Origin of the sequence: Salinivibrio sharmensis, assembly GCF_001995985.1 — a bacterium.
In the GTDB taxonomy this organism is placed as follows: domain Bacteria; phylum Pseudomonadota; class Gammaproteobacteria; order Enterobacterales; family Vibrionaceae; genus Salinivibrio; species Salinivibrio sharmensis.
The window spans coordinates 285491-308961 of sequence record NZ_MUFC01000002.1 but is presented as its reverse complement, the minus strand read 5'-3'; the positions used below and the strand labels follow the sequence as shown (position 1 = coordinate 308961).

The window sequence follows — 23471 nt, the reverse complement described above, 5'->3', positions numbered from 1 at the left end:
GGCCCTTTATCGCAGTTCATTCCATCGCGATTAGCAGTAACCGTAGTTGAGCAAGCGCTGATAACGGCGATCCCGTAAGCTTTCGGTATCGAGACTGTCTAAATCACTTAGCTGAGTAAGCAGTGTTTGCTTAATGCTATCAGCCATCGCGTTAATGTCGCGGTGTGCGCCCCCCAGAGGCTCAGTGATCACACTATCAATCAAGCCAAGTTCTTTTAGACGTGGCGCGGTAATTCCCATTGCATCAGCCGCTTGCGGCGCTTTCGCAGCATCACGCCACAAAATAGACGCACAGCCTTCGGGGGAGATCACCGAGTAGGTGGAGTACTGCAGCATATTGACATAATCACCCACGCCAATCGCCAGCGCGCCACCTGAGCCGCCCTCGCCGACCACATTACAAATCACAGGGACTGTCAGGCCTGCCATTTCTTTGAGGTTGCGGGCAATCGCTTCCGACTGACCTCGTTCCTCGGCCCCCACGCCAGGGTATGCACCTGCGGTATCGATAAAGGTAATCACCGGCATGTTAAAACGCTCGGCCATCTTCATCAGACGCAACGCTTTGCGATAGCCCTCAGGCTTGGGCATGCCAAAGTTGCGCTTGACCTTTTCATTGGTATCTCGCCCTTTTTGATGACCAATTACCATCACCGGACGCCCTTCCAGGCGTGCAATACCGCCAATTAAGGCTTTGTCATCAGCATAAGCTCGATCACCGGCTAACTCATCAAATTCATGGAAAATACGATCCAGATAATCGTAGGTATAAGGGCGTTGAGGATGACGCGCAAGTTGTGCCACCTGCCACGCGCCTAAATCGCCAAAGATTTTTCGCGTCAGCTCTAGGCTTTTTGTTTCCAGTTGCTCAATTTCTTTATCTAAGTTAACCGCGTCTTCTCCACCCCGCTTGGAAACAGCGCGAAGGGCCTCAATTTTGGCTTCTAGTTCTGCGATAGGTTGTTCAAACTCTAAAAAATTAAGACTCATACCAAGAGAATCCTATTGGTCACCGCCAGTGTACGCGACACGTCACCAGCCTGGCTTAGTTAAACTCTAATTCGACCTGTTCGTTGCCGAGCAAGCCTTTCAAGGTGTCGATTAATTCATCGGTTGGCGTTACGCGCCACTCTGCGCCTAAACGTAACCGCGCGCGCGCATCGTCGCGCTGATAGTAAAGATTCACAGGTACTGTACCGGAGCGGTAGGGTGCCAGTGCATCATGAAATCGTTCAAAAAAGGGCGCATCGACCTGATCCGAGGTCATCGAAATCCCTAAACAACGCGCATATTTTTCCCGCGCCTGACTGATGTCCATCACTTCACGGGCGGTCATTTTAAGCCCCCCGTTGAAGTCATCAAAGCTGACCTGTCCTGAGACCACTAAAATCCGATCTTTCTCCACCAAGTCGAGATATTTGTCGAGTACATCAGAAAAAAGCATCACTTCCATGCGCCCCGAGCGATCATCGAGGGTTAAGATCCCTAAACGCGAGCCCCGTTTGGTGGTCATCACCCGCGCGGCAATCACCAACCCTGCTACCGTCGAGACCACATCACGCTTCGTTGCATGGGCATCTTCTAGCCGCCACGTGATGTAATTTTTTAACTCTTTGCGATAGCTGTTGACCGGATGGCCGGTCAAATACAAGCCCAGCGTTTCTCGCTCCCCTTCTAGCCACACTTTATCTGGCCATGGGTCAGCATGCGCATAGGCATGCTCTACTTCTTCGGGGGCATCAGTCAACACCCCAAACATATCGGTTTGCCCGTAGGCTTCCGCTTGATGATGTTGGCTCGCAGCACGGATAGCCTCATCAACCGAGGCCATCATCGCGGCACGGTGAGGCCCCAACTTATCCATGGCACCGGCACGAATTAGGCGTTCAATCACACGTTTATTGACTTTTTTGGTATCAATGCGAGCACAAAAATCAAACAAGTCTCGGAAATAACCGTCTTGCTCACGCGCAGCAACAATTGTATCGATAGGGCCTTCGCCGACGCCTTTTATCGCGCCAATGCCGTAAACAATTTCACCTTTCTCATTAACGGTGAAATGGTGCAATCCGGCATTCACATCCGGCGGCAAAACGGTCAGTTTCATGCGCCGACACTCTTCCACCAGCCCCACGACTTTATCGGTGTTATCCATGTCTGCGGTCATCACCGCCGCCATGAATTCAGCGGGATAATGGGCTTTTAACCACAATGTTTGGTATGAGACCAGTGCGTAAGCAGCGGAGTGCGACTTGTTGAAACCATAGCCGGCAAATTTTTCCACCAAGTCAAAGATCCGCATTGCCAGCTCGCCATCAATGCCGTTGGCAATCGCCCCTTTTTCAAAAATGTCTCGCTGCTTGGCCATTTCTTCTGGTTTTTTCTTACCCATGGCACGACGCAGCAAGTCTGCCCCGCCCAAGGTATAGCCTGCGAGTGTCTGAGCAATTTGCATCACCTGCTCTTGATAGAGAATGATGCCATAGGTGGGCTCAAGCGTTTCTTTCAACGACTCGTGTTGCCACTTTTCATCCGGGTAAGACACGGTTTCACGGCCATGCTTACGGTCGATAAAGTTATCCACCATCCCCGATTGCAACGGGCCAGGACGGAACAAGGCCACCAATGCGATCATATCTTCAAAACAGTCAGGCTGAAGCCGCTTAATCAGCTCTTTCATCCCCCGCGATTCCAGCTGGAAGACGGCCGTTGTTTCTGCCCTACGTAGCATTTCAAATGAGGGTTGATCGGCCATCGGGATCGCGGTGATATCGATAGGATCCTTCCCCTGACGCTGCAAACGTGGGTTAATCATCCCCAACGCCCAGTCGATAATGGTCAAGGTGCGCAGCCCTAAGAAGTCAAACTTCACCAAGCCGGCCGTTTCCACATCATTTTTATCGAACTGGGTCACCGGATGATGCCCTTCACTGTCGCAATAAAGGGGGGAAAAATCGGTAATCGTGGTGGGTGATATCACCACCCCGCCCGCGTGCTTACCCGCATTTCGAGTAACCCCTTCTAGCATCCGCGCCATATCAATCAGCGCTTTGACTTCTTCATCGCTGTTGTACACCTCGACCAACTGGGGCTCGGCGTCAAAGGCTTTCTCGAGGGTCATTCCTGGGTCTGGCGGCACCAGCTTTGAAATCCGGTCCACAAAGCCATATGGGTGCCCTAACACGCGCCCCACATCACGGATCACGGCTTTCGCGGCCATGGTTCCGAAGGTAATGATCTGCGATACCGCATCACGCCCATACATTTCAGCCACGTGATCGATCACCAGATCACGTTTATCCATGCAAAAGTCGACGTCGAAGTCGGGCATGGAGACACGTTCGGGGTTCAAAAAGCGCTCGAAGAGGAGATCAAACTGGAGTGGATCGAGGTCGGTAATTTTTAGCGCATAAGCCACCAAAGAGCCGGCCCCTGAGCCCCGCCCTGGGCCAACAGGGATATCATTGTCTTTTGACCACTGGATAAACTCCATCACGATCAAAAAGTAGCCAGGAAACCCCATTTGGTTGATGACCCCAAGCTCGCGCTCTAGTCGTGCATCATAGTCGGGGCGTCGGCGCGCTCTTTCTGCTTCGTCAGGAAAGAGAAAGGCAAGACGCTCTTCCAAGCCTTCTTGTGATCGCTTGACCAAATATTGATCAATTTCCATTCCCTCTGTGGGGAAGTTAGGCAAAAAGTACTCATCCAATCGCACCGGAACGTTACAACGCTTGGCTATCTCGACGCTATTGGTCAATGCCTCGGGAATATCCGCGAAGAGCTCACACATTTCTTGCTCGGTACGCAAATATTGTTCAGCGCTGTATTTTTTAGGACGGCGAGGATCATCGAGAGTGAAGCCATCGTGAATCGCAACCCGGATCTCATGCGCATCAAACTCCTCCGATGAAATGAAGCACACTTCATTGGTCGCTACCACGGGTAAGTCGTGATCGGCAGCGAAATCAACCGCAAAGTGAAGATAGACTTCTTCATCCTGGCGCCCGGTACGCACCAGCTCCATGTAATACGCATCCGGGAAGTAGGTTTGGTAAAAGTGAGCACATTCTTTTGCCAGTGCTTGATTGCCTTTAAGCAAGGCTTTCCCCAAATCACCACGGCAGCCGCCGGATAACACAATCAACCCTTGTGCATGCTCCATCAGCCACTGCTGATCGATGACTGGACGATGCTGAACATGCCCACGTAAGTAGGCCTTGGAGATCAGCAAGGTCAGGTTCTTGTAACCCGTTTTGTCGGCTGCTAATAAGGTCAGCTGACAAAGCTCCTCGCCAAACGCCTCCGATTGCACCAAGAAATCAGCGCCGATTATCGGCTTCACGCCGACATTGTTTGCGGTGTTGTAGAACTTAACCAACCCACACAGGTTGCTAAAGTCAGTCAGCGCCATGGCAGGCATGCCCATTTCCGCCACTTTTTTTACCAGTGGCGGCACCTTGGACAAACCATCAACCATGGAAAAGTCACTGTGAATACGTAAATGGACAAAACGTGGCTCAGACATACGGCTCGTTACTTAACGGTAATAAGGGCTGGGATCACACGACTAGTCAATGCCCAGTGCGCGTTTAACGGGTTTAAAACTTTTACGGTGCATAGGTAATGCGCCATGCTCGGCCAACGCTGCCATGTGGACCTTGGTAGGATAGCCTTTGTGTTGCGCAAACCCATAGTTCGGGTAAGCGGCGTCCAACATAGCCATTTCATGGTCGCGGTCTACCTTAGCAAGGATTGAGGCGGCACTGATTTCTGCGACGCGCAAGTCACCTTTCACGACAGCCTCAGCAGGCATCGATAATGACGGTACCCGGTTACCGTCAATTAACGCATAATCCGGCGTGACCGACAAGCCATCAACTGCGCGCTGCATCGCCAACATGGTGGCATGTAAGATGTTGAGCGAATCAATCTCTTCGGGTTCAGCGCGCCCGACGGCCCACGCCAAGGCTTTTTGTTTGATTTCATCATACAAAGCAAGACGCTTTTTCTCGCTCAGTTTTTTTGAATCCGTCAAACCAGCAATAGGCTGCGCGGGATCGAGAATCACTGCCGCTGTAACAACGGCCCCAACCAGTGGCCCACGGCCCACTTCATCGACACCAGCAATGAGCTTTGCATCTGGGTATTCAAAAGGGTGTTCAGTCATGATTGTCTAATAACGTAAGTACGGCATTGGCTGCAGATGTATCCGCATCTTTGCGAATGGTGTGATGCAACTCAGTAAAGGTGGCCAACAAAGCCTGGTTATCACTATCGAGTTGGGCGCTAACCGCATCGGCTAACGCCTCTGGTTGACACTCTTCTTGCAGCAATTCAGGCACTAAAGGCGCGTCAGCCAGAATGTTGGGTAAGGAGACATACTTGGTTTTCAGCAAGCGTTTAGCAAGCCATGCCGTGACAGGCTTAACTTTGTATCCTACCACCATCGGACGCTTCAGTAACATACACTCCAACGCGACCGTGCCCGAGGCAAGTAATACCGAGTCAGCCGCGCTAATCACTTGGCGCGCCGTATCGTCAACCAGCGTAAATGAAAGCTCAGGCGCAATGGCCTGCCAAGCCTGCTCAAATTGCTGTCGCCGAGTTTCGTTAACAAGCGCCACCACAAACCCCAAGTCTGGATACCGCGCCGCCAGTTGCTGACACGCTTGTATAAACGGCGGGGCTAACATCGACATTTCACTGCCACGGCTGCCAGGCAGCACCGCTAACCAACGTTTTTGGCTATCTAACCCAAGGGCACGCTGCGCCGCGAGTTTGTCCACCTGCATCGGAATGCTATCGGCCATGGTATGGCCGACAAACGCACAAGGCACATTAAACCTATCGTAAAATGCTTTCTCGAAGGGCAAAAAAGCCAGAACCAGATCTGTCGCGGCAGCAATCTTAAAAATCCGCTTTTGTCGCCATGCCCACACGGATGGGCTAACATAATGGACGGTTTTTATCCCTGCTTGTTTTAACGATGCTTCGAGACGTAGATTGAAATCCGGGGCATCGATACCAATGAAGACATCCGGCGGGTTGGCGGTAAAATGCTGAACCAACTCTGTTTTTACTTTCAGCAAACGTGGCAGCCGTCCTAGTACTTCCACTAGCCCCATGACAGACAGCTCTTCCATATCGAATAAGCTGTGACAGCCTTGAGCCATCATTCTAGGGCCGCCAATACCGACAAACTCAACATTGGGGTGTTGGACACGCATCGCCTTTATCAGGCCTTCACCTAAAACATCGCCGGAGATTTCCCCGGCGACAATTCCAACTCGTAATGGGCGTTCACTGGGTAACATTAACGAATAACGCCTCGCGTCGAACGCTCAAAAAAGTCAATAAACAGCGCTAACGCCGGTTCGTTCTCCGCCTGATCGGCCAGCTCTTTTTTCACTTCTTCCAGTGTCTTACCTGAGCGATACATGTTTTTGTACACCGAGCGAATCGCACGGATGGAGGACTTTTCAAAGCCACGGCGTTTGAGTCCTTCCACGTTGATACCAAATGGCGCGCAATGATTGCCCTGAGCCATCACATAAGGCGGAACATCTTGTACGACTATTGACCCCCCGCCGAGCATCGCGTGACTACCAATGACGCAGAACTGGTGAATAGCTGACATCCCGCCGACAATCGCATAATCATCAACATGCACGTGGCCCGCTAGGGTGGCATTGTTGGCAAAAATACAGTGATTACCGACCACACAATCATGGGCGACGTGGGCATTAATCATAAACAGGTTGTCACTGCCAACCTTGGTGGCGCCTTTATCTTGAACGGTACCACGGTGCATGGTGACACTTTCTCGAATAGTGTTACGATCACCGATTTCAAGGGTGGTCGGTTCGCCCGCATATTTAAGGTCTTGGCACGCTTCACCAATGGAAGCGAACTGATAAATGCGGTTATCTGCGCCGATACGGGTAGGGCCTTTGATGACAACGTGTGTCATCACTTCAGTACCCGCACCGATTTCCACGCCTTCTCCAATATAAGAAAACGCGCCAATTTTGACGTTCTCCCCCAATACAACGCCGTCTTCGACAACCGCAGTGGGGTGAATGTAAGCCGTTTCGTGGATCACAATTAGATCTCTCTTCTTGCGCACTTCAGTTCCGCCGAGCAGACGACATCGCCGTCCACTTTTGCCACCCCATTAAAGGCCGCAATACCCCGACGCTCTTTAAGAAATTCCACCTCAAGGACCAATTGGTCACCGGGGGAGACCGGACGGCGGAACTTCGCATTATCAATGCTTGCAAAGTAGTATAGCTCGTTGTCTTTCGGCTTACCGAAGGTCTTAAACGCCAACAAGCCTGTTGCTTGCGCCATCGCCTCTAAAATGAGTACGCCTGGGAAAACAGGCAATTGCGGGAAGTGACCCGTAAATTGAGGCTCATTGACAGTGATATTTTTAATCGCGTGAAGGTATTGTCCTTCTTCAAAATCGATAACGCGATCAATCAACAAAAAAGGGTAGCGGTGTGGTAACAGCTCTTTGATTTCGTTGATGTGTAGAACTTTGTTTTCGCGAGTCAAGGTAGTATTCCCGTTCAAATCCAATACTGACTTCATTAACGCAAAACGGCCCGCGTTACTAAGGCGGGCCTGTCATCTCGGCGTTAATCTTGTTTTTCGAGCTGATTTTCCAGCTCTTTGAGCCGTTTGTGCATCTCATCAATCTTGAGTACACGTGCGGCTGTTTTCCGCCACTCGCGGTTGGGCTGCAACGGAATCCCGGACGAATACATGCCCGGCTCAGTGATTGGCCGCATCACCATCGCCATTCCCGTGATGGTCACGTTATCTGTGATTTCCATATGGCCATTAAACACGCTAGCGCCACCAATGATGCAGTGTTTACCTACTTTGAGGCTGCCTGCCATCACGGTTGCACCGGCGATTGCCGTGTTCTCACCGATCGACACATTATGCGCAATCTGACACTGGTTGTCGATAATCACCCCGTCGGCGATTTCCGTATCATCCAATGCGCCGCGGTCAATGGTGGTGCACGCACCAATTTCAACGCGATCCCCAATCACAACACGACCAAGCTGCGGGATTTTCACCCACTTGCCTTTATCATTGGCATAGCCGAACCCGTCCGCACCAATCACGGTACCCGCTTGAATCAAGCAATCTTGCCCTATCACTACCTCATGATAGAGCGTGACATTCGCCCAAAGCTTGGTCCGCGCGCCTACTTTTGTCCCTTTGCCAACAAAACACCCTGCACCGATTTGCACGCCATCGCCAATAAGCGCACCAGATTCAATCACCGCATTAGGGCCGATGGCAACGCCTTCTCCAAGGACTGCATCGTCAGCGACCACCGCCGATGCGGCAATATCGGTGGCGCAAGCAGGCGTCGAGTCAAGAATCTGCGCCACTTTGGCATAAGCCAAATACGGGTCTGACACCACCAGCGCATTGCCTTGACAATAAGACAAGTCCCCTTCTTTTAGCATCACAGCACTGGCGCGGCATAGTGACAAATTTTTACGATATTTAGGGCTGGATAAGAAGGTAATTTGCCCTTCTCCCGCTGAATTCATCCCTGCAAGCGAGGTTATCGTTACAGCGCCATCTCCGTGGAGCTGTGCATCCAGTTTATCCGCTAATTCAGCGAGAGTAATCGAAACCATGGGCTCCTCGACTGTTATTTAACTGCGTTGATCACTTTTTCAGACAAGTCATCGCTTGGGTTAGCGTACAAGACGGCATTGGCGTCAATCACCATGTCATAGCCTTCTTGCTCAGCCACTTGGTCGACCGCTGTCTTCAGCTTTTTGACCAGTTTAGACTCTTCTTGACCACCACGCTTGCGTTGATCTTCTTGAAGTGCTTTTACTTTCAGCTTGTAATCGGACTCCATTGATTGAAGTTTGCGCTGAAGTTTTACGCGCTCGTCTTCGCTCATCAACTCACCATTGCGCTTAAGCTTTTCTACCCCTTCGGAGAGCTTTTCTTTCAAACGCTCGATTTCAGCCACGCGGTCTTTAAATTCACCGCGTAGTTTTTCGTTGAGGTTGTTTTTCTTCGCCAGTTGCGACATCACGGCCCCGGTTGATACGTAGCCCACCTTCTGTGCAGCATCAGCCGCTGATGCGTACATGGACGTCGTCAATACCGCGACACTCAGTCCCGCTGCTTTCAAAAATGATTTCACAATAGTCTCCTTTCTGATCATCAGAATGTGCGCCCGATCGTGAAGGTAAAGAACTCTTCATCGTCGCCAGGCTGGCTTGTAATAGGTTTTGCGATGGAAAATACCAAAGGTGCCATCGGGGACATCCACTGCAATGCCATGCCGTAAGAGGCACTGATATTGGAGGGATCTGAGTAATCCTTAATATTATCCCGGCCACTATAATCAGCAGCAGCGGATACATCATACTCGGTGTCCCATACAGAAGCGGCATCGATAAACACACTGGTACGGATTTGTTCGCGCGCTTCCTCTGAAGCAAACGGTGTTGGCACAATCAACTCGGCACTGGCGCGTGCCATGGCGTTACCGCCGACGGAATCTGACGATCCGTAGTCCCCTTCATTCTTCTCAACATCGTCACTACCAGGCTGCGTGGAACCACCGTTCTCATACACCGCTTTCGGTCCCACCGAGTTCGAGCGGAAGCCGCGCAGTGACGAGAAGCCACCGGCATAATAGTTTTCATAAAACGGCAGCATATGATCTTGGCCATTGGTTTGGCCATAACCGTTACCATACGCAAGTCGGCCACGCATCAACAGCGTAAACTCGTGCTCTTGTGTCAGCGGTACATACTGGCGGATATCGTACTGCATTTTAAAGTACTGCACGTCCGAGCCAGGTACCGTCATCCGATACGATGCCCGTTGGTAGTTACCCGCGGTTGGGAAATAGCCGCGGTTGAGGTTGTTGCGCGTCCAGGATACCGACATATCAAAGTCGTCAACTTCCAACCCCTCATTGTGGTTGAGGTTATCTTGATGAAGCTCCAAGAACTTATCAATTTGATAATAGCTACCGAGGTTCTCAATCTTGTTGTGGGTGTAACCGAGCGAGAAATCAATTGAGTTCAGTTCGTCGGTCCAAAAACCCCATGTAAGGTTGGTGCCGTAACTTTGGTTGGTGTACTCAACGATGTTGGCGTCGCGCGCTTCAAATTCGTTATAGAATACCTTACCGCCCAGGCTGACACCGTCGAGGGTAAAATAAGGGTCACGGTACTCAAGCGTCAGGTTCTTGCGATAGTCGTTAACCATGGCATTAATGCCAAAGCGGTTCCCCGTACCAGCAAAGTTATCTTGCTGTAAGCCGAGCTGTAAGCTCGCACCTGACTCCGTACCATAACCGATACCAAAGTTGATGCTGCCTGAGTTAGCTTCTTTAACCTTATAGTTAACGTCGACTTGATCATCCGTGCCGGGTACCCGCTGGGTATCCACTTCCACGTTCTGGAAAAAGCCGGTACGACTTAGACGCTCTTTACCACGGGTAACCGCTTTTGAGTTAAGCCAAGTGCCTTCAAGCTGACGCATTTCACGGCGTAACACTTCATCTTTGGTGGTGGTGTTACCAGAAAAACGCACATTGCGCACATAAATACGCTTACCGGGCTCAACATTGACCGTTAACGACACCTGCTGATTATCATCATCAAAGCTGGGTAACGTGTTCACTTTCGGATAAGCAAAGCCTGTCTCACCCAAGTGCCGTTTAATCGCCTCTTCAAGTGCGGTCACCTTATCACCGTTGTAGGTATCACCACGGGTAAAAGTGACTAATGAGCGGTAAATATCTTCATTTTGTGGATCGCCACGAAAATCCAAATCCGCCACTTGATACGGTTCGCCTTCATTGACGTTCAAGGTGATATACACACCTTTTTTGTCCGGTGAAATCGCCACTTGTGTGGATTCAACACGGAACTTCAAATAACCACGGTTTAGATAAAAGCTGCGCAGTTTTTCAAGATCACCCGCGAGCACTTGCTTTTGGTACTTCTCGTTGGCGAGGAAGTTCCACCACGGCACGTCGGCACGCAAATCAAAATTATCACGCAGCTGCTCATCACTGAACACATCATTGCCGACAAAGTTAATTTGCTCAATTTTGGCCGATACGCCCTCGGTGAAGACAAATTTCAAATCAGCACGATTGCGCGGCAAGGGTGTCACCACGGCTTTCACCGACGCACTGTACTTACCCACACTGTAGTAAAAGTCTTCGAGGCCTTTTTCGATGTTGCTCAGTTGGGTGCGATCGAGCGCTTCGCCAACACGGAGGCCTGACGATGTCAGGTTCTCTTTTAGCTGCTCTTTCTTGATCGCCTTGTTCCCCGAAAAAGAGATACTGGCGATGGTCGGACGCTCTACCACTTTGACCAGCAGGGCATCGTCATCGCGATACACGCGAACATCTTCAAAGTTACCTGAGGCAAAAAGCGCATTGATGACGTCTGCGACATCTTCATCGTCTACCTTGTCGCCGACCCGTACAGGCATCGACAATAAAGCGGCCCCTAAACTGACTCGTTGTAGCCCCTCAAAGCGGATATCGCTGACTTGGAATGTGTCAGCATGCGCCATGCTACTGCTTACTAAAAGAGACGCTATTAATAATTTTTTCATCGCCATCTGCTATCTGACTTATCCTTGAATACTAACCGTTTAAAGTCGGGCGAAGTCGTTAAACAATGCCACTGCCATTACCATCATCACCACGGCAGCGCCGATTCGATACCCAAAATCCTGCACACGCTCCGAAACGGGTCGTCGTGTGACAGCCTCAATCCCAAAGAACAGCAAATGGCCGCCATCCAATACGGGCAGAGGGAGTAAATTGATAATGCCCAGGTTCACGCTAATCAGTGCCATAAACCCTAAAAATGAGATCAACCCGATCTCCGCGGTCATCCCCGCGCCTTTTGCTATCGATATAGGGCCGCTCAAGTTATTCACCCCTACATCACCGGTAATCAGCTTTTTGATCATATTGACCGTCATACTGATTACTTGACCTGTTTTATGTACCGCTTCAGGTATTGCGGCTAATGGCCCATATTGCTGAGTGAACCGGTATGACTCCGGCCAGTCTTCCATTTGCGGCGCAATACCGGCGTAACCTGTCACTGTACCATCGGCTTGGCGCGCATCAGGGGTTAACACCACAGACTGTCGCTGTCCTTCTCGCATGACCATCAGTGACAAAGACTGATTCGGACTAGCTTTAATCACCTCGACCAGGCGCTGCCATGACGACAGCTCCGTGTCACCCACGGCAATAATTTTGTCGCCTTGCTTGAGACCCGCTTGCTCTGCCGCGCTTCCCTCTATCACTTGCGCGATCGATAACGTTATCGCAGGGCGATAAGGCGTGATCCCTAATGTCGTCAGAGGCGATTGCTTTTCTGGATTAAACTGCCATTGGTCTAAATCCAGTTGATAATCTCTGGCATAACTGGATGTGGGCGTCGGTTTAGCGGTGAGCGTCATGCTCTCATCACCGATATGGCCGATCAATGCAAAATTAACAGCTTGCCAATCAGCGGTTTCGACGCCTGAAACTTGGGTTAGTTCCGTCCCTGACTCAATTCCCGCTTCCGCTGCGATCGAGTTGGGCGCAATTTCACCAATCACTGGCTTTACCGCAGGCACACCTATCATCATCACCAGCCAGTAAGCAAAAACGGCGAATACGAAGTTAGCAATGGGGCCTGCGGCGACAATCGCGCTACGCTGCCATAAAGGTTGGTTGTTAAAGGCCAGGGGTTTATCCGCCTCTGGCACCGTCTCAATACGTTCGTCCAACATTTTGACATAGCCGCCAAGTGGGATAGCGGCAATCACGTATTCAGTGCCATCCTTTCCATATTTCCGCCACAGTGCGCGGCCAAACCCAATGGAAAAGCGCTCTACTTTCACCCCACAACGGCGAGCGACCCAGAAATGGCCAAACTCATGAATCGCTACCAGTATTCCCAGTGCGACGATAAACGCCGCTGCATTCCATAGAAAACCGCTCATTGTGCCACCTTAGCAATCTGCTCATCCGCAGTCATGCGCGCTATTCTATCCAGCTCAAATAAGCAATCCAAGCTTGTTGGGGTTGGGAGCGATAACTGAGTCATCACCTGCTCATTGATGCGAGCAATATCCATAAATCCGACTTTTCCTGCCAAGAAGGCCGCTACGGCTTGTTCATTGGCCGCGTTCAAACTTGTCGTTGCCGCCTGCCCTTGCTCACACGCTGCCATGGCGAGCGATAAGCACGGATAACGTCGTGCATCAGGTGCCATAAAGGTAAATTCACCAATTTGGGTAAAATCGAGCGGCGCGACAGGTGCTTGTATACGTTCGGGGTATCCCATCGCATGCGCAATGGGGGTACACATGTCCGGTGTTCCTAATTGTGCTAACACCGAGCCGTCGCACATCTGCACCATGGAGTGGATCACTGACTGAGGATGAATGACCACCTCTAGCTGGTCAGGCTTAGCGTTGAATAACCAGCGCGCTTCAATGTACTCCAGCCCTTTATTCATCATGGTGGCTGAATCGACTGAGATTTTCGGCCCCATCGACCAGTTGGGATGCGCGACCGCTTCTTCGATACTGACGGCCGCCAAGCTATCCGGATCGCGATAGCGAAATGGGCCGCCCGATCCCGTTAATAAAATTTTGCTCACGCCTGCTGCGTTAAGATCGCAACGTCCAGGCGCTTGCTGTACCGCGTGAGGCAAGCATTGAAAAATGGCATTGTGTTCGCTATCAATCGGCAACAGCTCGGCACCATACTGGTGTACAGCATCAATAAAGAACTGCCCTGACATTACCAAGGCCTCCTTATTGGCAAGTAGCACACGCTTGCCCGCCTTCACAGCGGCCATGGTCGAGGGTAACCCCGCCGAGCCAACAACGGCTGCCATCACCATATCAACGTCTGGTAGCGACGCGAGATGGCACAGGCTCTCGGTGCCGCCAAGCACTTCGGTGCGCAGCCCTTTTTCTGCAAGCGCTTTGCTCAGTTGATGCGCTGCACCTTCATCCGCCATCGCGGCGTAAGCAGGCTGCCAACGCAGACACAAGGCGATCATTTTTTCAACATTGGTATGAGCCGCCAATGCCGTTACGTCATACTGCTCAGGGTTCGCTGCCACCACTTTCAATGTGCTGGTACCAATCGAACCTGTCGCGCCTAACACGGTAATTTTTTGCATGCAAACGACTCGTTTCACTTAATTCGCAAACGCGAAATACAACACGGTAAAAACGGGGAATGCGGCTGTCAAACTGTCAATACGATCAAGAATGCCGCCATGACCGGGCAGCAGGTTACCACTGTCTTTGACCCCTGCCACACGCTTAAACATGCTTTCAGCAAGATCTCCCAACACCGAGGCTAAAGCAGTCACCATTGCAATAGCTAACAATACCCCAAGGTTGGCAAAATGAAGCTCTAAGGCGTAGGCACCAAGCCAGGTCACCCCTACCGCCGCTAACAGTCCACCAAGCAACCCCTCTAAGGTTTTATTTGGGCTCACCGCCGGTGCCATTTTGTGTTTGCCAAATTTCTTTCCGGCAAAGTAAGCACCGCTATCCGCGCACCAAACCAGCACAAACACCAGCAGTACTAATTTCGCGCCGTAATAAGTGGAGAATTGGTAATCCGCAGCGCGCAGTAACAACACACTCCACATAAACGGCAGCATGGTGAGCAGGCCAAACATCAGGCGAAGTAGTTTGCTGTGAGTCCAATAGCTGCCTGAGCGCGGGAATGCGAGTACGAGGACAGTCGCAAACAGCCACCAAGCAGCCCCCGTGGCGGCAACCGCAAAAGGCGGTAAACGTACGTGTCCCAATGCCATGGCGTCAAAAGGGAGAGCAAACAGAGACAGTGCTAACGCAGCAGCGGGAATGATAAAAGTAAGCAGGCGTGACGACGCTGAAACAAATTGCGTCCACTCCCAAAGTCCAATAAGCGTGACGACCGCTATCGCTGCCACAAAGGCAGGAAACGGTAAGTAGAAGACGCCCGCGACCACTAACGGGACTAAAAAGGCCGCGGTTAAAACTCGTTGTTTGAGCAAACTGATTCCTCGTGGTTACTTATCCGTGGTTATCATGGCTTTAATTTGCTCGCCCGTGCAGCCAAACCGTCGTTCTCGGTTGACGTACCAAGCCACAGCATCATACAAACTCTGTTCGTTGAAGTCCGGCCAATACTGCTCGGTAAAACACAGTTCGGCATAAGCGGCTTGCCATAAAATAAAATTACTGATGCGGCATTCTCCACTGGTACGGATCATCAAATCCACATCCGGTAAGTCAGCCAGCATCAAATGGCGTGCAATATCTTGCTCACCGATATCGTTCGGTTGCAACTGCCCTGCGGCAACTTCTTCGGCCACTCGGCGTGTTGCCTGGGTAATATCCCACTGCCCGCCATAATTAGCAGCAATATTGAGCACTAAGCGGTCATTGTCGGCCGTCAGTGCTTCGGCTTCGGCGATTTTGGTTTGCAGGGACGGACTAAAGCGAGACGTATCACCGATGATGCGTAGTTGTACCCCGTGACTGTCTAGCCGTTTGACTTCACGAGAAAGCACATTGATAAACAGCTCCATCAATACGCTGACTTCATCTTCAGGACGACGCCAGTTCTCACTGCTGAATGCAAATAACGTCAGGGCTTTAACCCCAAGTTCAGACGCCGCTTTCACCGTTTTACGCACCGCCTTTACACCCGCTTTGTGCCCAAACACACGGGCTTTACCGCGCGCCTTAGCCCAACGCCCATTGCCATCCATGATTACGGCAATGTGCTGCGGTAAAGCGGCAGATTCGAGCTGCGCATCAAGAGACTGGGAACTCATGTTTCTCCTTGGCAAATAAAAAGCGCTGTACTGCACGCACAGCGCTTTAGCATCGGCGGTAAAGTCTAATGAGATTTAGACTTCCATCAACTCTTTTTCTTTTGCATCAAGAAGTGCATCAACATTCTTGACCGCTTCATCGGTCAACTTTTGAATGTCATCTTGTGCGCGACGCTCATCATCTTCAGAGATTTCTTTGTCTTTGAGCAGCGCTTTAAGTTCGTTGTTGGCATCACGGCGGATATTACGGATTGCCACACGGCCTTGCTCGCCTTCGGCACGTACCACTTTCACCATGTCTTTACGACGCTCTTCGGTCAGCGGTGGCAAAGGAACACGGATCACTGTGCCCGCAGACGCTGGGTTAAGGCCCAAGTCTGAGGTCATAATGGCTTTTTCAACCGCTTGTGTCACTTGCTTGTCGTATACACTGATGGCCAACGTACGCGCATCTTCCGCGACGATAGAAGCGAGCTGGTTCAAGGGGGTTGGTGCACCGTAGTACTCGACCGTGATCCCTTCAAGCAAGCTTGGGTGAGCGCGGCCTGTACGCAGTTTACCTAGCGTGTGTTTTAGCGCGTCGACGCTTTTATCCATACGCGCTTTCGCGTCGTCTTTTATGTCATTAATCACGGGAATATCCTTGCGATTGAATAAGTTTGTAAGATTATGCCAGCAATAACGGCTTAGCTGTTAGTGATCAACGTGCCTTCTGCCTCTCCCATCACGACACGGCGTAACGCACCTGGCTTGTTCATGTTAAAGACACGAAGCGGCAGTTTATGATCGCGTGCTAAGGTAAATGCGGCCAAATCCATTACTTTCAACTCTTTTTCTAAAACATCTTGATATGTCAGCGAGTCGTAAAGTGTTGCATCTGGGTTTTTAGTTGGGTCGTCACTGTATACGCCATCAACCTTGGTTGCTTTGATGACCACATCGGATTCTATTTCAATACCGCGTAAACATGCGGCAGAATCCGTGGTGAAGAAGGGGTTACCCGTTCCTGCAGAGAATATCACCACGCGACCGTTACGAAGTTGGCTAATGGCCTCTGCCCAATTGTAGCTGTCACACACACCATTAAGAGGAATGGCGGACATCACTCGCGCGTTCACATAGGCACGATGAAGTGCGTCACGCATCGCCAAGCCGTTCATTACGGTGGCTAACATACCCATGTGATCGCCCACAACACGGTTCATTCCCGCCTCAGCAAGGCCAGCACCCCGGAATAGATTACCACCGCCTATAACCAATCCTACCTGAACACCCAGCTCGACCAGTTCTTTGATTTCTTGTGCCATGCGATCTAGCACGGCGGGATCAATCCCGAATCCATCATCGCCCTGCAGGGCTTCACCGCTAAGTTTAAGTAAAATTCGTTGATAAGCTGGCTTAGGATTTGTAGTCATTTCACTACCTTTCAATTAGGCACTCATTAGGGAAGAAGGTTATGGAAGACCGCGGCGAGCACCGCGGTCTGAGTCAGAAAAATTAGCTTTGTTGCGCTGCAGCAACTTCTGCAGCAAAGTCTACTTCTTCTTTCTCGATGCCTTCGCCAACTTCAAAACGGATGAAGTCAGTCACTTCGGCACCTTTTTCTTTCAGCATTTGACCTACAGTTTGTGATGGGTCCATCACAAATGCTTGACCCGTCAGAGAGATTTCACCGGTGAATTTCTTCATGCGACCAGCAACCATTTTCTCTGCGATCTCAGCAGGCTTGCCAGATTCCATTGCGATATCAACCTGAATTTGCTTCTCTTTCTCTACCACGTCGGCAGGAACATCTTCAGGGTTAACATAGTCAGGCTTAGACGCGGCGATGTGCATAGCCACGTGCTTGATGGTTTCTTCGTCAGCTTTCGCTGCAACGATAACACCAATGCGGCCGCCGTGGCGGTATGAGCCAACTTTCTCGCCTTCGATGAATGAAACACGGCGGATGTCCATGTTTTCACCGATTTTCGCTACTAGCTCAGCACGCTGCTGCTCAAATTTCTCTTTCAGCGCGTCGATGTCAAGGCCTTCAGCCAATGCAGTTTCAGCAACTTGGTCAGCAAATGCAGCGAAGTTAGCGTCTTTTGCAACGAAGTCAGTTTCACAGTTGATCTCAACGATCGCTGCTTTACCTTCGTTTTCTTTTACTAGGATCACGCCTTCAGCTGCAACACGGCCAGCTTTTTTCGCTGCTTTTGCCGCACCGCTCTTACGCATGTTCTCGATTGCTACTTCGATATCCGCGTTTGCTTCAACCAGTGCTTTTTTACATTCCATCATGCCAGCGCCAGTGCGCTCGCGAAGTTCTTTAACCAGGGCAGCGGTAACAGTTGCCATTGTTCAATCCTCGATTCGAAACTATTTGGGTAAAAAACAGGGGCCCGAAATCGGCCCCTGCTAACCATACTTAGCTTACAGCATGAAAGATGACACGCTGATGGCTAAGAACGCTCACAAGGAGCTGTCGTCTTATTCAGCGACTTCAACCAGCTCGTCTTCTGCTTGCGCAACGATGTCTTGGCTACGGCCTTCTTTGTAAGCGTCAGACGCGGCATTCAGGTAAAGCTGAATAGCGCGGATCGCGTCATCGTTACCTGGAATAACGTGGTCAACGCCGTCTGGGTTAGAGTTAGTATCTACCACTGCAAATACTGGGATACCCAGGTTGTTCGCTTCTTTGATGGCAATGTGCTCGTGATCCGCATCGATAACGAACATTGCATCAGGCAGGCCGTTCATGTTCTTGATACCACCCAGTGATTTGTCGAGCTTTTCCATCTCACGGGTGTACATCAGTGCTTCTTTCTTGGTCAGCTTCTCAAACGTACCGTCAGTAGACTGAGTTTCCAGGTCTTTCAGACGCTTGATTGACGTACGAACGGTTTTCCAGTTAGTGAGCATGCCGCCCAACCAACGGTTGCTGACATAAAACTGCTCGCAGTTTTCTGCTGCCGCTTTTACCGCTTCGCTTGCTGCGCGCTTCGTACCAACGAACAGGACTTTACCTTTACGCTCACCGATTTTTGACAGTTCAGCCAAAGCATCGTTAAACATTGGTACAGTTTTCTCAAGGTTGATGATGTGCACCTTGTTACGTGAACCAAAGATGAAAGGCTTCATTTTTGGGTTCCAGTAACGGGTTTGGTGACCGAAGTGTACGCCCGCCTTGAGCATGTCGCGCATTGAAACAGTAGCCATGATAATTTCCTCTTGGGGTTAGGCCTCCACATATCCCATTCACCGACCCGCTTTAAGGGCACCCCGGTCAATGTGTCGATATGTGTGTGATTTAAAATAAAAAGTATTGAGTGAATACCATCAAACTGAAACCTAGCTCAGCTAAATTGATCACAATGACGGTTTTCGGCGCGCTTTATACCACAAAAACACCAACAAAATCTAGCAATATTGCGCATTCAATAGCGCCCGGTTGCCAAAGCCTCTCAGCGAGATCCGCCCCCTTTTGGTTTCCAGAACGCATAGGGCTTGATACCATAACCCCACTTCCATGCGGCTGCTCACCTCAGTCTCTGCGACAAGCGTAGCAGGTCTGGGCGGCTGTGCTCGATGATAACGAACGTGAACGCAGTCACACCCTCGTTTTCATCGTCATCATTGAGCAACCCCAAATTAAAGTGAGAAAGCAAAATGACAATCCCGATTAAAACAGAAGAAGAAATTGAAAAAATGCGTGTGGCTGGCCGCCTGGCGTCAGACGTACTTGTCATGCTCGGTGACTATGTCAAACCAGGCATTACCACCCGTGAGCTCGATGACATTGCTCATAAATATATGACGGAAGTGCAAGGCACCACGCCGGCTACTTTGGATTATCATGGTTTTCCAAAATCCATGTGCACCTCGATTAACCATGTGGTCTGCCACGGCATTCCGAGCGATAACGACGTGCTGCAAGACGGTGATATCGTTAATATCGATGTCACGGTGATCAAAGATGGCTACCATGGCGACACCTCAAAGATGTTTTTAGTCGGTGAGGTGTCTCTCGAGGACAAACGCCTTTGTCGTGTCACCCAAGAGAGCCTTTATCACGCCATCAAGAAGGTAAAGCCAGGCGCCACCGTAGGGGAGCTCGGCACTGCCATTCAAAAGTTCATTAAAAACAGCAACACACGCTACTCGATCGTTAAAGAATACTGTGGCCATGGCATTGGCGCGAGCTTCCATGAAGACCCACAAGTGGTGCACTACAAAAACAATGATCGCACTGTGCTCAAACCTGGTATGTGCTTTACTATTGAGCCTATGATTAACGCAGGCAAGTATGGAACTGTGCTTGATGAGGATGATGGCTGGACGGTATACACCATCGACGGCAAAAAATCGGCACAGTGGGAGCATACTCTGCTGGTGACTGAGACCGGGGTAGAGGTATTAACGCTGAGAGAGGAAGAGAACCTCCCACGTTACATCAACCACTAATACAATCACTCAAAGCCGGCCTCGTTCCGGCTTTTTTTTTGCGCAAAGGATCGCCATGACAGACACAGTGATTACGCCACAACACCTCGGGGATGACCAACTCGACCCCATCACACTCAAGGCGCAATTTCAGCAATTGCTGGAGCAGCAAAAACAGGACTTTTTAGCCAACGTTCCCGTGGCTCAGTTGGTGTACCAACGCACCGATTATATGGACGGGTTGTTAGCGAGGTTGTGGCGTCACTTTGGCTTTGAGCACACCCCGCTCGCGTTAGTCGCGGTAGGAGGATACGGCCGGCGTGAGCTGCACCCACTCTCGGATATTGATTTACTCCTGCTTTGCCAATCCCCGCTGGATAACCACCAACAACAAAGTTTGAGCGATTTGCTCACCCTATTATGGGATTTAAAACTTGAAGTCGGTCACAGTGTGCGTACAGTCGATGAGTGCATTCACGTGGGGCTGGACGATCTTACCGTCGCCACCAACTTACAAGAGTCACGCTTGTTATGTGGCGATAACCAACTGTTTGATGCGCTTGAAGCCCGGGTACACGATGACAGCTTTTGGCCCAGCGAGCGGTTTTATCAAGCCAAAGTTGAAGAACAAAAAGCGCGTCATCGCCGCTATCATGACACCGCCTACAAGCTGGAGCCTGATTTAAAGCTCAGCCCCGGCAGCCTCAGAGATATTCACACCTTGTCTTGGATTGCGCGCCGTCACTTTGGTGCTACCAGCTTACGGGAAATGAGCGATTTTGGCTTTTTGACCGACGCGGAATATCGCGAGCTCAATGAGTGTCAGAATGTATTATGGCGTATTCGCTTTGCACTTCATCTTGAGCTACGCCGCTACGATAATCGCCTGACCTTTGCACACCAAACATCGGTCGCAGAGCTGCTTGGCTATCGAGGTGAGGGCAATCGTGCGGTCGAAACCATGATGAAAGACTTTTTTCGCACGCTCGGGCGCGTTGGTGAGCTCAACAAAATGCTGCTACAGATCTTTGATCAAGTGATCATCGATAATGGCCGCACCGGTGAGGTTGAGATCTTAAGTGACGATTTTCAGCGCTGCGGACGCACCATTGAAGCGCGCAAACCCGCCCTGTTCCAAGCGCGACCGGAAACCATTCTCGATATGATGTTGCATATCGCTAACGACACCTCGATTGAAGCGATTGCAGCACCAACCTTGCGCCAGTTGCGTACAGCAAGACGTCGACTCAATCATTTTTTGTGTCAGCAAGAAGACGCACGTGAAAAATTCATGGCCCTGGTCCGCCATCCCAATGCGCTTCATAAAGCGTTTGGCTTAATGCACCGCCATGGTGTGATGTCAGCCTACTTACCGCAGTGGAGCCAAATTGTAGGGCAGATGCAATTTGACTTATTCCATGTCTACACGGTTGATGAGCACACCATCCGCCTGCTTAAACATATGCGCTTATTTGATGACGAGGCTAACCGTGATCGCCACCCGATTTGTTGTGATGTTTTCCCTCGACTCGCACGCCGCGAGCTATTACTGATTGCGGCCATTTTTCATGATATTGGCAAGGGGCGTGGTGGCGACCATAGCGAAATTGGCGCCATTGAATCGCATGACTTTTGCTTAGAACATGGTTTATCCAAACCAGAAGCAAACATTGTCAGCTGGCTAGTACGCAACCACTTACTGATGTCCGTCACCGCGCAGCGCCGTGATATTTATGATCCTGATGTGATTACTGACTTTGCCAAAGAGGTGCGTGATGAAGAACGTCTGGATCTTCTCCTTTGTCTTACCGTCGCAGACATCAATGCCACCAATCCAGATTTATGGAACAGTTGGAAACGCACACTGATTGCGGAGCTTTACTACTCGACGCAAAAAGCACTGCGCCGTGGCTTAGAAAACCCACCTGATGTGCGTGAGCGTATCCGCCACAACAAGCACTTGGCCGCCGCCATGCTGCGCAAGCAAGGCCATAGCCCGAGAGATATTGAAGTCTTATGGCAGCGTTTTAAGGCAGACTATTTTTTGCGCCATACTCATAAACAAATTGCTTGGCACAGCGAGCACCTTCTTCATCATGCTGAGCAAACACCATTGGTTTTGGTGAGTAAAAAAGCAACCCGTGGCGGGACCGAAATCTTTGTATACTGCCAAGACAGACCCAGCTTGTTCGCACGGGTGGTAGCGGCGCTCGATAAGAAAAACCTTAGCGTCCATGATGCACAAGTGATGACGAGTAAAGATGGTCATGCACTTGATACCTTTATGGTGTTAGACCAAAACGATGACGCTATCCCTCTCGACCGCCACCCCAGTATTATTGAAGGGGTCAGTAAGGCGCTGAGAGAGACAGGGACAATTACCCTCCCCAAACGGCGAGCACCGCAAAAGCTTCAGCATTTTTCGGTCAAAACCCAGGTGCTGTTCTTACCCACCAAAAACGGTCGTCGTACTTTGATGGAGCTGGTTGCACTCGACACACCTGGATTATTGGCACGTGTGGGCGCGGTATTTGCTCGCCAAGCTGTCAGCGTCCATGCTGCTAAGATCACCACTATCGGTGAACGCGCCGAAGACTTTTTTATCGTCACCGACGCAAACAACCAAGCATTAACTTCTGAGCATCAGGCACAATTAAAAGCCGCACTTGAAAAAGCGCTGGCTCGCGCAAAATAGCACGCACCACAATAAGCGGTGCGCCCAACGCACCGCGTTACCAGGAGCATCTAACCACGAGGTGGCTATGTATCAACAGTTGAAAAATATTGGCATTGAACATCCGGAAAAAATTGAGCGTTATTCGCTGCGCCAAGAAGCCAGCTACGACACGCTCAAAGTCTATTTTAGTAAGCAAAAGGGCGACCTTTTTGCCCGGAGCATGAAGTTTAAATACCCGCGTCAACGGAAAAATGTGGTTGTCGATAGTGGCACAGGTCGCTCTCGTGAAGTCACCGAGATCAATCGCAGTCTCTCATTGGTGATTGATGAGCTGGACCAAATTGTTCAAAACGAGCACGCCGAACAAGATGTGAAGCAAAAGGTACTCACTGACCTTCGCCATTTGGAAAAAGTCGTGGCCAGTAAAATCGCTGAAATTGAGGCGGAGCTCGACAAACTTTAGCCCTATCAAAAGGGAACGATGTGCC

At 50.6% G+C, this 23471-nt stretch carries 20 protein-coding genes; 3 read left to right on the top strand and 17 right to left on the bottom strand.

All coding sequences use genetic code 11. The features are described 5' to 3' along the window. Positions 1-30: 30 nt before the first annotated feature. From accA to rpsB, 17 genes are all read right to left on the bottom strand, one after another. On the bottom strand, positions 31-990 hold the full coding sequence (accA, locus tag BZG74_RS03465; RefSeq protein WP_077771351.1) for an acetyl-CoA carboxylase carboxyl transferase subunit alpha: 960 nt from the start codon (positions 988-990) through the stop codon (positions 31-33). Between the two features lie 55 nt (positions 991-1045). Then, positions 1046-4525: a DNA polymerase III subunit alpha gene (gene dnaE, locus BZG74_RS03460; protein WP_077771350.1), complete on the bottom strand. Its 3480-nt coding sequence runs from the start codon at positions 4523-4525 to the stop codon at positions 1046-1048. Positions 4526-4567: 42 nt separating this feature from the next. Continuing rightward, a complete protein-coding gene (gene rnhB / locus BZG74_RS03455) occupies positions 4568-5167 on the bottom strand; it encodes a ribonuclease HII (protein ID WP_077771349.1) in 600 nt (199 codons plus the stop codon). Next, complete coding sequence (gene lpxB, locus BZG74_RS03450; RefSeq protein ID WP_077771348.1) at positions 5160-6314, bottom strand: lipid-A-disaccharide synthase; 1155 nt, start codon at positions 6312-6314, stop codon at positions 5160-5162. Before lpxB ends, rnhB begins: the two co-directional genes overlap by 8 nt. After that, a complete protein-coding gene (gene lpxA, locus BZG74_RS03445; RefSeq protein WP_077771347.1) occupies positions 6314-7102 on the bottom strand; it encodes an acyl-ACP--UDP-N-acetylglucosamine O-acyltransferase in 789 nt (262 codons plus the stop codon). The genes lpxB and lpxA overlap by 1 nt, the downstream gene beginning before the upstream one ends. Positions 7103-7104: 2 nt before the next feature. Beyond that, positions 7105-7557, bottom strand: a complete 453-nt coding sequence (gene fabZ, locus BZG74_RS03440; RefSeq protein WP_077771377.1) for a 3-hydroxyacyl-ACP dehydratase FabZ — start codon at positions 7555-7557, stop codon at positions 7105-7107. Positions 7558-7640: 83 nt separating this feature from the next. Continuing rightward, the gene (lpxD, locus tag BZG74_RS03435; RefSeq protein WP_077771346.1) at positions 7641-8666 is read right to left on the bottom strand and encodes a UDP-3-O-(3-hydroxymyristoyl)glucosamine N-acyltransferase; all 1026 of its coding nucleotides are present in this window, start codon (positions 8664-8666) and stop codon (positions 7641-7643) included. A 14-nt stretch (positions 8667-8680) separates the two neighbouring features. Beyond that, positions 8681-9190, bottom strand: a complete 510-nt coding sequence (locus BZG74_RS03430) for an OmpH family outer membrane protein (protein ID WP_069363547.1) — start codon at positions 9188-9190, stop codon at positions 8681-8683. A 20-nt stretch (positions 9191-9210) separates the two neighbouring features. Beyond that, positions 9211-11643 (bottom strand): outer membrane protein assembly factor BamA, encoded by a 2433-nt coding sequence (bamA, locus tag BZG74_RS03425; RefSeq protein WP_077771345.1) that lies wholly within the window; start codon positions 11641-11643, stop codon positions 9211-9213. A gap of 33 nt (positions 11644-11676) precedes the next feature. Further along, positions 11677-13032, bottom strand: a complete 1356-nt coding sequence (gene rseP / locus BZG74_RS03420) for a sigma E protease regulator RseP (protein WP_077771344.1) — start codon at positions 13030-13032, stop codon at positions 11677-11679. Then, complete coding sequence (gene ispC, locus BZG74_RS03415) at positions 13029-14225, bottom strand: 1-deoxy-D-xylulose-5-phosphate reductoisomerase (protein WP_077771343.1); 1197 nt, start codon at positions 14223-14225, stop codon at positions 13029-13031. The genes rseP and ispC overlap by 4 nt, the downstream gene beginning before the upstream one ends. An 18-nt stretch (positions 14226-14243) precedes the next feature. After that, a complete protein-coding gene (locus tag BZG74_RS03410; RefSeq protein ID WP_077771342.1) occupies positions 14244-15095 on the bottom strand; it encodes a phosphatidate cytidylyltransferase in 852 nt (283 codons plus the stop codon). A gap of 15 nt (positions 15096-15110) precedes the next feature. Continuing rightward, on the bottom strand, positions 15111-15881 hold the full coding sequence (locus BZG74_RS03405; RefSeq protein ID WP_077771341.1) for an isoprenyl transferase: 771 nt from the start codon (positions 15879-15881) through the stop codon (positions 15111-15113). Positions 15882-15956: 75 nt separating this feature from the next. After that, positions 15957-16514 carry a ribosome recycling factor gene (gene frr / locus BZG74_RS03400; RefSeq protein WP_077771340.1) on the bottom strand — a complete coding sequence of 186 codons (558 nt, stop codon included), beginning with the start codon at positions 16512-16514 and terminating at the stop codon, positions 15957-15959. A gap of 53 nt (positions 16515-16567) precedes the next feature. Next, the gene (gene pyrH, locus BZG74_RS03395) at positions 16568-17296 is read right to left on the bottom strand and encodes a UMP kinase (protein ID WP_077771339.1); all 729 of its coding nucleotides are present in this window, start codon (positions 17294-17296) and stop codon (positions 16568-16570) included. Between the two features lie 82 nt (positions 17297-17378). Continuing rightward, the gene (gene tsf, locus BZG74_RS03390; protein ID WP_077771338.1) at positions 17379-18221 is read right to left on the bottom strand and encodes a translation elongation factor Ts; all 843 of its coding nucleotides are present in this window, start codon (positions 18219-18221) and stop codon (positions 17379-17381) included. Positions 18222-18353: 132 nt separating this feature from the next. Beyond that, entirely contained in the window at positions 18354-19082 is a 729-nt protein-coding gene (rpsB, locus tag BZG74_RS03385; protein ID WP_046074175.1) for a 30S ribosomal protein S2, read from the bottom strand. 450 nt (positions 19083-19532) lie between these two features. On the opposite strand from rpsB, the gene map reads away from it, so the two are divergent. From map to BZG74_RS03370, 3 genes are all read left to right on the top strand, one after another. Next, the gene (map, locus tag BZG74_RS03380) at positions 19533-20327 is read left to right on the top strand and encodes a type I methionyl aminopeptidase (RefSeq protein WP_077771337.1); all 795 of its coding nucleotides are present in this window, start codon (positions 19533-19535) and stop codon (positions 20325-20327) included. A gap of 55 nt (positions 20328-20382) precedes the next feature. Further along, positions 20383-23001 carry a bifunctional uridylyltransferase/uridylyl-removing protein GlnD gene (gene glnD / locus BZG74_RS03375; protein WP_077771336.1) on the top strand — a complete coding sequence of 873 codons (2619 nt, stop codon included), beginning with the start codon at positions 20383-20385 and terminating at the stop codon, positions 22999-23001. Positions 23002-23068: 67 nt separating this feature from the next. Next, a complete protein-coding gene (locus BZG74_RS03370) occupies positions 23069-23446 on the top strand; it encodes a DUF3461 family protein (RefSeq protein WP_077771335.1) in 378 nt (125 codons plus the stop codon). Positions 23447-23471: the final 25 nt, after the last annotated feature.

Excerpts from the sequence above, each read along its gene's own strand:
- accA (WP_077771351.1), bottom strand. The coding sequence starts at position 990 with ATGAGTCTTAATTTTTTAGAGTTTGAACAACCTATCGCAGAACTAGAA.
- dnaE (WP_077771350.1), bottom strand. The coding sequence starts at position 4,525 with ATGTCTGAGCCACGTTTTGTCCATTTACGTATTCACAGTGACTTTTCC.
- rnhB (WP_077771349.1), bottom strand. The coding sequence starts at position 5,167 with ATGACTGAACACCCTTTTGAATACCCAGATGCAAAGCTCATTGCTGGT.
- lpxB (WP_077771348.1), bottom strand. The coding sequence starts at position 6,314 with ATGTTACCCAGTGAACGCCCATTACGAGTTGGAATTGTCGCCGGGGAA.
- lpxD (WP_077771346.1), bottom strand. The coding sequence starts at position 8,666 with ATGGTTTCGATTACTCTCGCTGAATTAGCGGATAAACTGGATGCACAG.
- bamA (WP_077771345.1), bottom strand. The coding sequence starts at position 11,643 with ATGGCGATGAAAAAATTATTAATAGCGTCTCTTTTAGTAAGCAGTAGC.
- rseP (WP_077771344.1), bottom strand. The coding sequence starts at position 13,032 with ATGAGCGGTTTTCTATGGAATGCAGCGGCGTTTATCGTCGCACTGGGA.
- ispC (WP_077771343.1), bottom strand. The coding sequence starts at position 14,225 with ATGCAAAAAATTACCGTGTTAGGCGCGACAGGTTCGATTGGTACCAGC.
- BZG74_RS03405 (WP_077771341.1), bottom strand. The coding sequence starts at position 15,881 with ATGAGTTCCCAGTCTCTTGATGCGCAGCTCGAATCTGCCGCTTTACCG.
- pyrH (WP_077771339.1), bottom strand. The coding sequence starts at position 17,296 with ATGACTACAAATCCTAAGCCAGCTTATCAACGAATTTTACTTAAACTT.
- tsf (WP_077771338.1), bottom strand. The coding sequence starts at position 18,221 with ATGGCAACTGTTACCGCTGCCCTGGTTAAAGAACTTCGCGAGCGCACT.
- rpsB (WP_046074175.1), bottom strand. The coding sequence starts at position 19,082 with ATGGCTACTGTTTCAATGCGCGACATGCTCAAGGCGGGCGTACACTTC.
- map (WP_077771337.1), top strand. The coding sequence starts at position 19,533 with ATGACAATCCCGATTAAAACAGAAGAAGAAATTGAAAAAATGCGTGTG.
- glnD (WP_077771336.1), top strand. The coding sequence starts at position 20,383 with ATGACAGACACAGTGATTACGCCACAACACCTCGGGGATGACCAACTC.
- BZG74_RS03370 (WP_077771335.1), top strand. The coding sequence starts at position 23,069 with ATGTATCAACAGTTGAAAAATATTGGCATTGAACATCCGGAAAAAATT.